Origin of the sequence: Caenibius tardaugens NBRC 16725 (assembly GCF_003860345.1) — a bacterium.
GTDB lineage: Bacteria > Pseudomonadota > Alphaproteobacteria > Sphingomonadales > Sphingomonadaceae > Caenibius > Caenibius tardaugens.
The window spans coordinates 1,327,524-1,342,740 of the sequence record NZ_CP034179.1; the positions used below are offsets into that span (position 1 = coordinate 1,327,524).

General features: G+C 63.0%; 11 protein-coding genes and 1 pseudogene. 5 read left to right on the top strand and 7 right to left on the bottom strand.

Going from position 1 to position 15,217, the window contains the following annotated elements:
• Positions 1-42: 42 nt before the first annotated feature.
• Positions 43-942, bottom strand: a complete 900-nt coding sequence (locus tag EGO55_RS06000) for a helix-turn-helix domain-containing protein (RefSeq protein WP_021690971.1) — start codon at positions 940-942, stop codon at positions 43-45.
• 274 nt (positions 943-1,216) lie between these two features.
• On the opposite strand from EGO55_RS06000, the gene EGO55_RS06005 reads away from it, so the two are divergent.
• Genes EGO55_RS06005 through EGO55_RS06020 form a run of 4 tightly spaced genes read left to right on the top strand, consistent with a single transcriptional unit; the run spans position 1,217 to position 5,617 of the window.
• Positions 1,217-2,446, top strand: a complete 1,230-nt coding sequence (locus tag EGO55_RS06005) for a cytochrome P450 (protein ID WP_021690970.1) — start codon at positions 1,217-1,219, stop codon at positions 2,444-2,446.
• Positions 2,447-2,466: 20 nt separating this feature from the next.
• Complete coding sequence (locus EGO55_RS06010) at positions 2,467-3,336, top strand: SMP-30/gluconolactonase/LRE family protein (protein WP_021690969.1); 870 nt, start codon at positions 2,467-2,469, stop codon at positions 3,334-3,336.
• The gene (locus tag EGO55_RS06015; RefSeq protein ID WP_021690968.1) at positions 3,333-4,733 is read left to right on the top strand and encodes an FAD-binding oxidoreductase; all 1,401 of its coding nucleotides are present in this window, start codon (positions 3,333-3,335) and stop codon (positions 4,731-4,733) included. Before EGO55_RS06010 ends, EGO55_RS06015 begins: the two co-directional genes overlap by 4 nt.
• Before the next feature lie 11 nt (positions 4,734-4,744).
• Positions 4,745-5,617 carry an HpcH/HpaI aldolase/citrate lyase family protein gene (locus EGO55_RS06020; protein WP_040716444.1) on the top strand — a complete coding sequence of 291 codons (873 nt, stop codon included), beginning with the start codon at positions 4,745-4,747 and terminating at the stop codon, positions 5,615-5,617.
• A gap of 27 nt (positions 5,618-5,644) precedes the next feature.
• Here the strand turns inward: EGO55_RS06020 and EGO55_RS06025 are convergent, their stop codons facing one another.
• The 4 genes from EGO55_RS06025 to EGO55_RS06040 form a co-directional block, all read right to left on the bottom strand.
• Positions 5,645-6,745 (bottom strand): zinc-binding dehydrogenase, encoded by a 1,101-nt coding sequence (locus tag EGO55_RS06025; protein ID WP_021690966.1) that lies wholly within the window; start codon positions 6,743-6,745, stop codon positions 5,645-5,647.
• Positions 6,746-6,773: 28 nt separating this feature from the next.
• Positions 6,774-8,252: an aldehyde dehydrogenase gene (locus EGO55_RS06030; protein WP_021690965.1), complete on the bottom strand. Its 1,479-nt coding sequence runs from the start codon at positions 8,250-8,252 to the stop codon at positions 6,774-6,776.
• 307 nt (positions 8,253-8,559) lie between these two features.
• Positions 8,560-8,997, bottom strand: a complete 438-nt coding sequence (locus EGO55_RS06035; RefSeq protein ID WP_021690964.1) for a nuclear transport factor 2 family protein — start codon at positions 8,995-8,997, stop codon at positions 8,560-8,562.
• 55 nt (positions 8,998-9,052) lie between these two features.
• Positions 9,053-11,404: a membrane-bound PQQ-dependent dehydrogenase, glucose/quinate/shikimate family gene (locus tag EGO55_RS06040; RefSeq protein WP_040716376.1), complete on the bottom strand. Its 2,352-nt coding sequence runs from the start codon at positions 11,402-11,404 to the stop codon at positions 9,053-9,055.
• Between the two features lie 258 nt (positions 11,405-11,662).
• Between EGO55_RS06040 and gdhA the strand changes: the two genes are divergently transcribed.
• Positions 11,663-13,012 (top strand): NADP-specific glutamate dehydrogenase, encoded by a 1,350-nt coding sequence (gdhA, locus tag EGO55_RS06045; protein ID WP_021690962.1) that lies wholly within the window; start codon positions 11,663-11,665, stop codon positions 13,010-13,012.
• Positions 13,013-13,067: 55 nt separating this feature from the next.
• On the opposite strand, the gene EGO55_RS06050 is transcribed toward gdhA, so the two are convergent.
• Both EGO55_RS06050 and ligD read right to left on the bottom strand, forming a co-directional pair.
• The gene (locus EGO55_RS06050) at positions 13,068-13,907 is read right to left on the bottom strand and encodes a class I SAM-dependent methyltransferase (RefSeq protein ID WP_021690961.1); all 840 of its coding nucleotides are present in this window, start codon (positions 13,905-13,907) and stop codon (positions 13,068-13,070) included.
• Positions 13,908-13,997: 90 nt separating this feature from the next.
• Positions 13,998-14,846, bottom strand: a pseudogene (ligD, locus tag EGO55_RS06055) (non-homologous end-joining DNA ligase); the annotation flags it as partial.
• Between the last annotated feature and the right edge of the window lie 371 nt (positions 14,847-15,217).

Sequence of the window (15,217 nt, forward strand, 5' to 3'; positions counted from 1 at the left end):
ACTGAAATTCCCCGCAGGCAATTTTATGAGACGCGGGTTTCGTTAAACCCCGCGCGAACGGTTGCGTTGGCGGAATCCCGAAGGGCTCTGCCCGCTCAACCGCCGGAACGCGACCGCAAAGCTGCTGGGCGTCGCGAAACCGAGCAGATGCGCGATCTGTTTGATCGAATGGTCATGCTCCATCAGCATCGCCTGCGCGCGCGCAATCCGAACGCGCTGAACATGGTCGTGAATCGTTTCACCCGTAGTCTGGCGGAAACTGCGCATGAGGTGCCCCGCACTAAGATCGCAGACCCGCGCCAGTTCCGAAATGGTCGGACTGCGATCGAGCGAGGCATCGATATAATCGGTCAGACGCCGCAATTGCGCAGGTGAAAGGCCACCAGACCGGCGCGACGGGCAGTCCCCGGACTGGCGGATATGCCGCACGACATCGACAATCGCCCCACGGACCAACAGATCGATCATCGTTTCCCGCCCGAACCCGGGGGAGCGCAATTCCCACGCCAGCCGCCGCATCATCTCTTCCATCCCCGGCGCGCGGATATCGCCGCAGGCCAGCAGCCGTTCGTCCGTCAAGCCTTCTTCAAACAGCGCCAGATCCGCAAAAGCCCCGTAATCGAACCGGCAGGATAGCGTTTGCTGCATCCCCCCGGGACCCCGGCCAACGATCGGAACACCCCCTGGTACAAAGGTAATATTGCCAAACCGGAACCAGCCCGTTTCGTGCCGGTCGCGAATATAACGCCCGGTCGAACCGGGTCCGCGCCCGCTGAGGCTGACGGACAGGACGTGATCCGCCCGCGCCTTGCCGCTCTCGCTGGGTGTTTCGTGATGATAAGTGCGCAATTGCAGATTGACCCCCGGCATCGCGTAGATCGCATCGACCTGATAATCGCGCGCGCGCGCCGCAGATGCCTGCACGCCTGATTTTGCGTTCATGGGCGTCCGTTCCTTGTTTCCGCCATCCTCACCACCGTGCAAGGATTAGGCAATCACCCGCGCCATTCCAAGCCGCATAGCCGCCCTAAAATGTTGGTTTTCGAAAACATGTGCGGTTTGGAATAGTCTTTGTCCTGTTCATGGCATGGTCGGCGGCATAGCCTCCGCCGCAGATTGTCACGCAGGGGCAGCACGACCCGCGCCAGTCGAGAAGAGGATGTCCGTTCACCCATGCGCCCTGCCTTTGCCAGATTCCGGCCCGGAGCCACACGCCATGGGTGCTGAACCCGCCTTCCGCTACGACCCGTTCTCGCCAGAGGCCATGGTCGATCCGCAACCGTTCTATGACAGGCTGCGCGCGGATCATCCGGTCTATCCGCTGCCGCAATATCGCGCCTGGGCGCTGTCGCGGTTCGACGATGTGTGGAACGCCTTTCTCGACAGGGATCGGTTCACCGAAGCCGAAGGACAGGTGTTTTCGCGCGAACTGTTGACCGCGCCTGCGGGTGACGCCGTCCCCGAACCTACGCTGGTTCCACTCGATCTGTTCAACAATCTCGATCCGCCGGTCCATGGGCAGGTCCGCCGGGCCATGGGCGCATCGTTGCTGCCGGGTGCCGTCACCAAAATGGAGCCCATGCTGCGCGATCTGGTGCGGCGCAGGCTCGACGTGCTGGCCGATACCGGGCGAATGGACATCAATCTCGACCTTGCGAGCCACGTATCGGCCGGGGCCGCGTGCCATATCGTCGGCTTTGCGCAAAGCGAGATCGAGGATGCCATCATGCTGGTCAACCGCTCGGTTGCCCGCGCGCCCGATCAGCCGGGGATGACGCAAGACGGCTGGGCCGCAATTGCCGAAATCGCCGCGCGTATCAAACATCTGGTGGTGCAGCGCCGCGATGGCCCGGTTCCCGGCGATCCGCGCATGATCGACGGGCTGATGGCCGCGCAGATTCCCGGACGCGGCCCCTTGACCGATGACGAGATTACCCAGCAACTGATCAGCATCCTGATCGGCGGCACGGAATCCCTGCCCAAGGTCATGGCCGGGGGGTTGCGCGAACTCTGGCTGCGCCCCGACCAGCGCACCGCCGCCGCCGCCGACCCAGCCGCCCATGCCGCCTCGACCTTCGAGGAAATGGTGCGCATGTTCGGCCCGGCACAATGGTTCGGCCGCACGCTGAAACAGGATGCCGTGATAGCCGGAACCGCGATGCGCGCGGGTGAACGGGTGCTGCTGCTCACAGCATCGGCCAATCGCGACGCGCGCGAGTTCGCCGATCCCGACACGTTCCAGTGGGATCGCCCGATGCGCCGCATCGTCGCCTTCGGCATGGGTCCGCATTTCTGCATCGGCATCCATATCGCACGGTTGGAAGGGCGGCTGATCGTGGAAGAACTGCTGCGCCGGTTCCCCGACTACGCCATCGATGAAGCCGGGGGCGAACGCGCCACATCCGAATTTCAGATCGGCTGGGTCCGCCTGCCGATCACCGTCTGATACCAGCGAAAGGCCACACAATGTCAGTGCACGAATTTACCCGAAAGCCGGATATCGCTGCCGATGGGTTTGCCTTTGCGGAAAATCCCCGCTGGCACGATGGGCGATTGTGGTTTGCCGACATTCACGGCGGCAGCGTCTATGCCATGAACGGCGATGGGGCCTTGGAAACGGTGGTCACCCCACTGGATTCCCCATCGGGCATCGGCTTCATGCCCGATGGCAGCCTGCTGGTGGTGGCGGTACACGAAATGAAGATCTATCGCTGGAACAATGGGCAGCTCAGCCCCCATGCGGACCTATCGCATATGGCGAAGGCCGGGTTGAACGATATGCTGGTCGATCCGCAGGGGCGTGCCTATGCGGTGCAGCACGGGTTCGACTGGCGCGGTGGCGAACCGGCCGTGGCGGCGGCCCTGCTCTGCGTGGAACCCGATGGCAGCGTGCACAAGGCGGCAGACGACATGACCAGCGGCAATGGCATGGTGCTCAGCCCCGATGGCCGCACGTTCATCATTGCCGAAAGCGGGGCCTGCCGTCTCAGCGCCTTCGATCGGGACGCACAGGGGCGCCTGTCCAACCGGCGTGTCTTCGCGCAATTGCCCGATGGCTATTACCCCGACGGGATATGTCTGGATGATACCGGTGCGGTGTGGGTTTCGTGCTGCTGGGGGCCCGGCGTGATCCGGGTGGAGGACGGCGGCAGAATCACGCATCTGGTGCCGAGCGAAGAAGGCCGCAATCCCTTCGCCTGTGTGTTCGGCGGGCCGGATCGCAGGACGCTGTACATCTGCACGGCGGAACAGGAAGAACCCGCGGTGGCACTGGCCAAGATGACATCGCGGATCGAGGCCATCGATGTCGGCTTTGCCGGGGCGGGCCTGCCGTGAACGTAGCGAACGATCTTCATGCCGCGCTGAACGATGCGGTCGGCCCCGATCAGGTGTTTACAGGGGCGGCGATCGATCTGCGCTATCACACCGATCTGCGTGGCCAGCCATTGCCACGACCGGGATTTGTGGTCCGCCCCGGCAACACTGAACAGGTGGCTGCGGTGCTCAAAGTGGCGCAGCGGTTCAGAACACCCGTGACCACCCAAGGCGGGCGGACAGGTGTGGTCGGCGGTGCGGATGCGCCGCCGCGGGGCATCGCGCTGTCGCTCGAACGGATGAACCGCATCCTCGAAGTCGACCCCGCCAGCATGACCATGACCGTCGAAGCCGGGTGTATTCTGCAAAGCGTGCAGGACCGGGCCGAAGCCCAAGGGATGATCCTGCCGCTCGATCTCGGCGCGCGCGGTACCGCCACGATCGGCGGCAATATCGCCACCAATGCGGGCGGGGTGCGCGTGCTGCGCTGGGGCATGATGCGCGACATGGTGCTGGGGGTGGAGGCCGTGCTGGCCGACGGCACAATCCTGTCGGGCCTGCACAAGACGATCAAGGACAACGCCGGTTACGATCTCAAGCATCTGCTGATCGGCAGTGAAGGCACGCTGGGCGTGATCACCCGGGCGGTGCTGCGCCTGCGCCCGGCCCCCACAAGCACCCAGACCGCCCTTCTTGCGCTTTCCAGCTTCGACCACGCCGTAACCCTGCTGCGGCGGCTCGAAGGGGACATGGCGGGCACACTGTCCTCGTTCGAAGTGATGTGGGACGATTTCTACACGCTCATCACCACCGCCAATGCGGACAAACGGCCTGCGCCGCTGCCGTCCGGCGCACCGTTCTATGCGCTGGTGGAAGCGATGGGGGCCGAACCCGAACGCGATGCCGCCCGGTTCGAAGATGTTCTGGCCGGGGTCCTCAGCGATGGCCTCGCCAGCGATGCGGTGATTGCCCAGTCGGGTGCGGACCGCGATCGCCTGTGGGCCGTGCGCGAAGATCTGAACGAACCGATGGGCCGCATGTGGCCACTGTTCGCCTTTGATGTCAGCGTCGCCGTATCAGAAATGGAAGCCTTCGTGATTGCGGCCAAGGCCCATGTCCGCGCGCGCTTTCCCGATGCGGAATTCGTGACGTATGGCCATATCGGCGATGGCAATCTCCATCTCATGGTCGGCACCGGCAAGGCCGATGGCGATACCCACCACGCAGTCGACACCGCCGTGTTCGAAACGGTGCAACGCTTCAACGGCTCGATCTCTGCCGAACACGGCATCGGTACGGCCAAGCGCGACTATATCGGCTACACCCGCACGCCTGCGGAACTGGCGCTGATGAAAGCGATCAAAGGGGTAATGGACCCCGCCCATATCCTCAATCCGGACAAGATGTTCCCGGCCTGAAAGGCACCATGATGGCTGATACCCCACCTCTGCGCCGTTCGATGCTCTACCTCGCCGGGGCCTATCCCCAGATGCTGGATGCTTATCCGTCCTTCCCGGCCGACATGTTCTGCTTCGATCTGGAAGACGGCACCCCCCCGCATGACAAGCTGGCCGCGCGCGAACGGATTGCCGATGCCTTGCGCACCATACCCGACGGGGCAGGCCGCGAACGCCTGCTGCGCGTGAACGGCCTCGACACCCCTTGGGGGCATGGCGATTGCACCATGGCCGCCACGCTGCCGCTGGACGGCGTGCTGATCCCCAAAGTGGAAGGGGCGGGCATGGTACGGCAGGTCACGGCGATTCTCGATGCCGGAGGGGCGCCTGCGGCCTTGCGCATCTGGTGCCTTGTCGAAACCCCGCTGGGCGTGCTGCGGGCGGAAGAGATCGCCACGGCCAGCCCGCGCATCGCCGGTCTGGTGATCGGCGGCACCGACCTTGCCGAAACGCTGCATGTCCGACAAACGGCAGGCCGTCTGGGTATGCTGCACGCGCTCAGCCATGCGGTACTGGTCGCCCGCGCCCATGGCCTGACAATCATCGACGCCGTGCATCCCAACTACGCCAACACCGATGGTTTCGCGGAAAGCTGCGCGCAGGGGGTGGAATGGGGTTTCGACGGGAAATCGGTGGTACTCCCCGCCACGATCGGCATGGCCAATGCCGCGTTCGGCCCGAATGTGGAAGAAATCGCCCACGCCCGCACCCAGGTTGATGCGGCAGGCGGTGCGCAGGATGGCTATGCCAGCCTGCACCTTGCCCATGCCCGCCGGGTGTTGGCCACAGCCGCCCTTATCGCACAGCAGGATGCGTTGAGAGCCACGCTGCAACCCGCGCCTTGAAGCCGGGCCGCGCGTCCTGCGCCCGGATTACCAGTCGCTGTAGCGGATCACCGCCCGGTTCGATTTGCCCTGGCGCATCAGATCGAACCCGTGGTTGATGTCATCCAGCGTGATTTCATGGGAAACCATGGCGGACAGATCGAGTTTGCCGTCCATGAACCAATCCACAAAACCGGCCACATCCTTGCGACGCGCCCCGCCCATCAGGCTTTGCTGCCAGATCTTGCCGACGAAGTTCGTCCAGTTGCCCGGGATCGGCACCTCGTCGGGGATCAGGCCGACACTGACCATCTTTGCCCAACCGCCCGCACTCAGACAGGCTAGGCCCTGTTCAAACGCCTTGGCACTGCCCACGCATTCAAACGCATAGTCCGCCCCGATGCCGGTCAACCGATGCACCGCGGCCACCGGATCGGTTTCGGCGGCATGGATGAAATGGGTGGCGCCCATGGCGCGGGCCGCGCTTTCCTTGTCCGCGTTGAGATCGACCGCCACGATCGTGGTCGCCCCGGCGATGCGCGCGCCTTGCACGACACTCAGCCCGACACCGCCCAGACCGAACACGACAACACTGGACCCCGCCTCGACTTTCGCCGTGATCAGCGCCGCGCCAACGCCCGTGGTGACACCGCAGCCAATGCAACTGGCTTGCCCGCGCGGCGCGGCGGGGTTGACCTTCTGCACCTGATCCTGCGGCACGACCAGGTATTCCGAGAACGTGCCGAGCGAGAGCATGCCATGCACCGGCGTCCCCTGATAACTGAACCAGGTCGGGAATCCGGGGGCATAGGACCGGCCCAGTTGCACGCAAAAATTGGTTCGGCCCGACAGGCAATAGGGGCATTCACCGCAATCCGGCAGAAGATAGGGGATCACCACATCCCCTTCATCCACCACACGGACATCCGCGCCCTTGCGTACCACGGTGCCGATCCCTTCATGCCCCAGAATGGCGGGTACGGGATGCGGGAACTTGGCATCGATATAGCCCAGATCCGAATGGCACAGGCTGGCCGCATCCAGCCGGATCAGCACATCGCGCGGCCCGGGATCGGCAACGGTGACCGTTTCCACCCGCAACGGTTCGCGCGGGCTGAACATGATCGCGGCACGACTTTCGACTGGCATTTTCGCCCCCCTTTGCAGATGTGTTTTTTCAGGATGCCAGATGCGACGGCAGGCCATCCAGCAGCATGGTCTTGGTTTCGAGATAGGGCAGCAACCCCTCCCGCCCGCCTTCGCGGCCAATCCCCGACTGCTTGAAGCCGCCAAAGGCGATGCCGAAATCGGTGCGGAACCCGTTCTGCCCGACCGTGCCCGAACGCAGGCGCCGGCCCACGCGATAGGCGGCGTCGTTGTCCGTGGAGAAAACGGCGTTGTTCAGGCCGTAGATCGTGTCATTGGCAATGCGGATGGCGTCTTCCTCGTCACGGGCGGGAATAACGCTCAGCACCGGGCCGAAGATTTCTTCCTGTGCAATCACACTGGCATTGTCGACATTGGCAAACAGCGTCGGTTCCACGAACCAGCCGCGATCGAGTTCGGCCGGTCGGCCCCCGCCGCATACCAACTGGCCACCCTGCGCCTGCCCCTGCTGGATGTAGTTCAGCACGCGATCACGCTGCCGCTCCATCGCCAGCGGGCCGAGCATGGTGCCGGGATCGTAGGGATCGCCCACCGTGATCGTGCCGAACGCCTGACGCAGCGCATCGACCAGTTCATCGTGGCGGTTCTGCGTGACCACCACCCGCGTCAGCGAGGCGCAGACCTGACCGCTCATGAACATCAGCGACTGCGTGAGCGACTGGGCCGCCGTTTCCAGCGGATAGTCATCGAGAATGACCGCAGCGGACTTGCCCCCCAGTTCCAGCGAACAGCGCGCAATGCGTTCGCCGCACAGCGAAGCGATCCGCCGCCCTGCCACTGTCGAACCGGTGAAGCTGACCTTGTCCACCCCGGGATGCCGCACGAGCAGTTCCGACACCGCGCGATCCGCGGTCAGCATCGTCAAAACCCCGGCGGGCAAGCCGATTTCTTCGCAGATTTCGGCCAGAATATACCCTTCGATGGGGGCTTCGGGGGAAACTTTGACAATCACTGTGCAGCCCGCCAGCAGTGCCGGGGCCACCTTGTAGGCCATCAGGGTGAGCGGGGCGTTCCACGGCACGATTGCCGCCACGACGCCAACCGGTTCGCGCACAAGCAGCCCGTTGCCCCCGCCATAGCTGGGTGTCACCTGTTCTTCGAAGGGAAACGTCGCTGCCAGTTCGACATAGGATGCGAACGCACCCGCGGCGGCCGGGGCGCCCATCTGCGCGGCACCGCTCAGGATACCCATCTGGTTGGTCCAGGCACTGGCCACTTCGCCTGACCGTTCCATCAGCTTGGCCGCAATCTGGCCGAGATAGGCGGCGCGTTCCGCATGCGTGGTGCGTGACCACGGGCCGTCAAAAGCCTTGCGGGCGCCAGCCACCGCGCGCTCCACATCATCCGCCGTCGCTTCGGCGACCCTGACATAGGGTTGTTCGTTGTGCGCCGAAACGACGGTGAACTGGCTGTCTCCGGACGGGCGAACCCATTCCCCGCCGATAAAGAGCTTTTCGGGGTTACGCAGATGTACGGCATGCTCGCTCATGGACTTCCCTTTCCGTCAGGTACGCGGATAACCGTTTCCCGCGATGCCCTGCACGATGGAATGCCCACAACCAGCGCCACGCATACGCAGCGGCGCCATATTTCAGCATCCATCCCATGGGCATGCGCACGGTGTTGTCACCCGCACTGCAACCTTGTCGGGCCGAATGTAACACGGCTGGCGCCGGTTCACAGTAGGCCTAACGATCCTATGACCTTCAGTGACACCCAGGCGAAAGGCCCGGGTAATCCTGGCCGATCGCCGGAACATGCCCCCGCCCATGCCCCGAAAAATGTCAACGCCGCGATCAGCCTTCCTGCTGGAAGTTTTCCGGCCCCCAATAGGCGATCATCTGCGCGATGAGCCCCTGTTCGTTGAATGTCATCACATCGAGTGTGTCCACCCGGAACACCGGGGAACTGTTAATCGTGCGCACGATATAGGCAGCCGCGCCTTCGTTGCCCGCGATGCGCACATTGCCTTCCAGCGTCATCGCGATCGGGCCGCCCGACGCTTCGATTCCGGCTTCGAAAAACGCGCGCAAAGCGGATTTCCCCCGGTGTTCGGGGGCATTGGCCGGATCGCGCACCACGGCATCGTCGGCAAACAGCGCAAGGATCGCGTCCACATCGCCCGCGCTATGCGCCTCGCCATAACGTTTGAAGACGTCGCGGATATGCGCGCCAGGCACGCCTTGCGTCGCATCGCCCAGCATGCCGGAGGCCATTTCAGGCAGATCTGTCACGGGTATATACTCCTTTGATCGTGGTATTCGGTAGATTGGACTGCCGTGGGCGCCTTCACCGTTTCTGCGGCAAGGCGAAGGCGATCAGATAATCCCCCTGCGCGGTACCCAGCATGGCGGAACCGCCAGCAGCGAATACGACGTATTGCCGCTCGTTCTCCACATAGGTCATCGGCGTTGCCTGCGGCCCGGCGGGCACATCCGCCTGCCATTTGAGCGCGCCGGTCTGGCTGTCGAAAGCCCGCACCCGGTTTTCGGCGGCGGCCCCGATAAAGGTCAGGCCGCCCCGCGTCGCCAGCGATCCACCGAAGTTGGGCGTGCCCAACGCCACATCGATCCCCAACGGCGACTGGTCGCGGGTGCCGCCCAGCGGGCGCGACCAGAGGCGCGTTTTATGTTTCAGATCGAAGGCTTCCAGCACCCCCCAGGGCGGCGGCGTGCAGGGAATACCCAGCGGCGAAAGAAACATTTCGAGCGCAACACCATAAGGCGTCCCGGCCTGTTCCTGATAATAGCCCTGTTCCTGCAACGGCTGCTTCTTCTTGCTGCCCTGCGCGATCGCCTGATCTTTCTGGCTATGGGGGACCAGCGTCCAGATCTGCGCAATGCGGTTCACGTTGACGAACATGAGCTGCCGCTCCGGATCGATCGCCACGCCGCCCCAGTTCACCCCGCCCACGGACGACGGGTAGAACAGGGTGCCCTGCACCGATGGCGGTGTGAACATCCCTTCGTAACGGGTTTCGAGGAAGCGGGCGCGGCACCAGACCTGATCGAACGGGGTCAGCCCCCACATCGACGCTTCTGACAGATCGGGCGGCACGAGCGATGGCAGTGTTGTGGCAAACGGTTGCGCAGGTGCCAGAATTTCACCGGGCACAGCGCCTCGCGGCGTGGTCCGCATGTCCACCGGCGTCAGAGGTTCACCCGTGCGCCGGTCCAGCACGAAAAGCTGCCCGCTCTTGGTCGCCTGTATCAGCGCGGGAACTTTCCCTTTCGGCGTATCGAGATCGACAAGCGATGCCTGCGCGGCGACGTCATAGTCCCAGACATCGCGATGCACGGTCTGGAAGGACCAGCGCGGGCGCCCGGTGGCAACATCGAGCGCAGTGACCGAACTGGCATAACGGGCCTTGTTATCGTCTTTCAGCCCGCCGAAGAAATCGGGGGTGGCATTGCCCATGCCGACATAGACCAGTCCCAGCGCCGCATCGCCACTGGCCACACCCCAGGCGTTGGGCGCCCCACGCGTATGGATCTGCCCCGCCGCGGCTGGGGGGGCATCGGGCGCGGCCGCCGGATCCCAGGCCCAGCGCAAGGCGCCGGTCACCGCATCATAACCCCGGATCACACCGGACGGTTCATCGACCGATGCGTTATCCTTGATCGCACCACCCACGACAATCACGCCGTTCACGATCGTCGGCGGCGATGTCAGGCTGTAATAGCCCGGCAGGACCTCGCCCAGCCCTTCGCGCAGATCGATCGTCCCGTTCGTGCCAAAGGATCGGCAAGATGCCCCGCTTTGTGCATCGATGGCGACCAGTTTGCCATCGACGACTGGCGCAATGATGCGCTGCCGGCATTCCGCAGCAGCAGGCGCGGCATGATAGGCAACGCCCCGGCAAGTGATCGTGCCGATGCCGGTCATGTCCGGCCGCGGGTCATGCCGCCAGCGTTCCTTGCCTGTCGCCGCGTCCACGGCAATGACCGTGCTTTCCGGCGTGCAGGCATAGAGCGTGGAACCAACCTTGAGCGGCGTCGTCTCCAGTGCGGGGAGATTGCCCTGCTTGAGATGACGCAGCGCCCCCATGCGCATCACCCAGGCCACTTCCAGCCCGTCGACATTGGCAGCCGTAATCTGATCGGCGGGGGAAAAGCGGCTGGCACCCAGATCGTTGCCATAGTGCAACCACTGCGCCGCATCGCCGGGCATCGCCGCGCCCTGCGACACCGTGGCGTCGGCCTTGGCCGTATGATTGGTGACAGCAAACCCGCCTATGCCAAGGATCGCCACAACACCGCCCGCGATAGCTGCCGCCTTATGCGATGGCCCGTGATCGCCCGATGACCGGGCACGCCGGGCGAACCACCAGGGTGACCATGCGAACAGGCCAGCCACGAGCGGCGCGGCCACACGCGGCAAGGTCAGCCACAGATCGATTCCCGTCTCGCGGATCGCCCAGACCAGTGTCAGCAGAACGACACCGAGATAGACAAGCAGACCAAGGCGCCGTCTGCGTGCCACCAGCACGCCAGAAAGCACCGTCCCAAGACCGGCCGCCAGATAATAGAGCGTACCGCCTTTGAAGATCAGCCAGCCACCGGCGAGGCTGAGCAATATCCCGTATGCCAGAACAATCAGCCCAACGATGGCGGCGTATATGCGGTTCGGTTCCTTGTTCAACACACCCTCATCATCCTGCGTCCCATGCCATCTGCAGCGGCCATGCGGCGTTGTTAGCGTCCATCGCCACAACTGCAACCGTGAATGCATCTACGCGCTACATCGCCTTGAAACCGGATAACCTTTGGTTTTGAAGAAATATTTTTCGTTCCTGCAAACCCCGCCCGCAGCGGCCACCATGCCGGGCGGCCCAACATTTGTTTTGCCCGGCAATCTTATGTACAGCCCCGCGCAGAGAGATCAGGAGCGAAACGAGCGTTGTCGAAGATTGATGAAAAACTGGAACCCATTCTTGCCGAAGTGCTGCGCAGGAATGCCGGGGAAGATGAATTCCATCAGGCTGTTACAGAGGTGTTCGAAAGCCTCGGCCGCGTGATCGCCAAAAATCCCGAATATGTCGATTATGCCCTGATCGAACGCCTGTGCGAACCGGAACGGCAGATCATTTTCCGCGTGCCCTGGGTGGATGACAGAGGACAGGTGCAGATCAATCGTGGCTTCCGCGTCCAGTTCAATTCGGCGCTTGGCCCCTACAAGGGGGGCCTGCGGTTCCACCCTTCGGTCAATCTGGGGATCATCAAATTCCTCGGCTTCGAACAGATTTTCAAGAACGCGCTGACCGGCTTGCCGATCGGCGGAGGCAAGGGTGGATCGGACTTCAACCCGCGCGACCGGTCGGATGGTGAAATCATGCGCTTCTGCCAGTCGTTCATGACCGAACTCTACCGCCACATCGGTGAATATACCGATGTGCCCGCCGGTGATATCGGCGTGGGCGGACGCGAGATCGGCTTCCTCTTCGGACAGTACAAGCGCCTGACCAACCGGTACGAGGCAGGTGTCCTGACCGGTAAAGGGCTGGTTTACGGCGGTTCCCGGGCACGGACAGAAGCCACCGGGTATGGCGCGGTCTACTTCGTGCAGCGCATGCTCGAAACCCGCAAGACCAGCTTTGAAGGCAAGCGTTGCGTCGTGTCGGGATCGGGCAACGTGGCGATCTATACGATGGAAAAGATTCTCGAATTCGGCGGCACTGTCGTCGCCTGTTCGGATTCCAACGGCTATATTGTTGACGAGGCCGGGATCGATCTCGATTTCGTCAAGGAACTGAAGCTGACCCGTCGTGCGCGGATGTCCGAATATGCCCGCCTGAAAGGTGTCGGCACGCACTATATCGAGGAAGGATCGATCTGGGACGTCGCCTGCGATGTCGCCATGCCATCGGCCACGCAGAACGAACTGACCGGCCGCGATGCCCGTGCCCTGATCAAAAACGGCGTTATGGCCGTCGGCGAAGGCGCAAACATGCCCTGCACCCCCGAAGCCGTGCAATTGTTCCAGGAAGCCGGCGTCCTGTTCGGCCCCGGCAAGGCGGCCAATGCTGGGGGCGTTGCGACATCGGCTCTCGAAATGCAGCAGAACGCGTCCCGCGACAGCTGGACCTTCGAGCAGACGGAAACGCGCCTCGCCGCGATCATGATGAATATTCACGACACCTGTGCGGAAACGGCGGACGAATATGGCGCCCCCGGCAATTACGTACTGGGGGCGAATATCGCCGGGTTCGTGCGCGTTGCCGAAGGGATGCGGGCACTGGGCGTAATCTGAACCACGCGCCGTCGGACACCCGCAACGGTGTCTGGCGGCTTTGGCGGCGACAGGATCACATATCCTGTCGCTGCAGCAGTAATTCCATATTCGGCGCGAGCCAGCCGGGACTGCACCCGATCAGCCGCGCCCCCTGCGCCAGCGCGTGCATCCCGGACGAGGGCCGCCCGTGCAGCGCCCGCCGCGCGACGAGCCAGCGGCTTTGCGAACATGCGACGAAACGCCCCTTCAGGCATCGGGCAAGATGCATCGGGCTCAGCCCCCGTTGCAGCGGCATCCCGGTCCACCGATCCAGCCAGCGCGGCACAAAGTTGACCAGCCACCGGCGCGAATGGATTTCACGCATGGCGAGACGGCTGGCGGTTCCGCAAATGAACATCAACCCACCCGGTCGCACCACCCGATGCAGTTCAGCCATGATCTGGTCCAGATGGTCGGGATCGACATATTCCAGAACGCTGTTGGCGATCACCAGGTCGAATGCGGCGCTCTCGAACGGAAGCTGGCGGGTGTCAGTGACATGGCGCGCCTGTGCCCTTCCATCCATATGATGCCGGGCAATGTTGGCCTGCGCCACCCCGATCATATCAGGATCGACATCGATCGCCGTCACATCCGCGCCCAGCGCCGCCAATACGACCGATGAGCCCCCCACATTGCAGCCGAACTCCAAAATCGTCCGCCCGTCGACCGGAAGGCCATAAACGTCGAGCAACTTGCGCAGATGGCGCCATTCATATGCGACATAGCCGCCGATCCACGGGTTCGCCGGATCCATCCCGGCCGCCCGGGCGAGACGTTCAAAATCCCGCTGCGCCTGTGAATTCGGATCGACAACCGGTTTCGCAAGAGCGGCGACCGGTTCATCGTCCACTGGTGCGGACGCAACTTTCAAAAATGCCCTCCCCCTGCGTACGCACCCGCAGTGGCGCGACCTCCGTCCATCTGACGATAGAGGCCTTTCATACTGAATTACCATTATAATCTAGCTTTCGGGCAAACCCTGATCGGCAACCCCCCAGCCATCCAGACCTTTTGCCCTGCCGCGCTTCAGCAAAACGTCCGCATCGACAAGGGCATAGGGATGCGCATTGTCCATCTTGCGCAGTTCCGGCCAGGTGACAGGAACCGCAACTGGGGCGCCATCGCGGGCACGCACCGAATAGGGCGCCACCGCTGTTGAACCGCGCTGGTTGCGCAGCCAGTCGATGAAGATCCTGCCCTTGCGCCGGGCTTTGCTCATCGTTGCAATGAAGCGTTCCGGTTCAGCGCGCGCGAGCGCCTCGGCAAAACGTTTGGCAAAATCCCGGTGTGCATCCCACGAATGACCGGGGACAAGCGGGACGACGACATGCACGCCCTTGCCCCCCGAAAGCATGGCAAAGCTGGTCAACCCCAGTCCGGCCAGCCGATCGCGAATATCTTCGGCAGCACGCGTCACCACGGCGAAATCCAGTCCGTCATCCGGATCGAGATCGAAGATCATGCGATCAGGCGCCTCGACATCATCGATACGGCTGCCCCAGACATGGAATTCGATCGTGCCCATCTGCACACAAGCCAGAATGCCCGCGCCATCATCGATGTAAATGTAGTCTTCCAACCCACCATCCTTTTCGCGGATCGGGATATGATGGACATCGGGACCAAAGGCGCCGTTGTCGTGTTTCTGGAAAAAACACCTCTTGCCTTGTCCTTGCGGACAGCGAACAAGGCTCATCGGGCGCGTTGCGACAAACGGCAGCATGAGCGACCCCACCGCCTCGTAATAACCTGCGAGCTGCCCTTTTGTGTATCCTGCGTCAGGAAAGATCACACGCTCGGGATGAGAGATGGGCGCCTTGTGCGGGTCATTCATGGCAGCGGCTCTTGCCTGCATCAGTTGCCGTCCTTTGGGTTAACAACACATCTGCATGACTTGCGATCCCGCGTCAGCGTGAACACGCACAACCGGCGTCCACACAACCCGCGATGCAAATTTTCTTAACTCTGTAGCGAACCTAAACAAGAGGTTCACATCCAATTCAGTCAGCTCTGCTAAACAGGGCCTGCAGCGGCGCACTCCTTCCCCCCTCTTAGGCGCCGCTGCTTTCCTCCCCAAACTTGATGGCCGCGTTTTCGCGGTCATTTCTTTTTGTGCACCGGCGACGCACGCTGCGGATAGCCCCGCCTTGGCGCCACCCGCCGGGCCATGCAAAGGCCTGC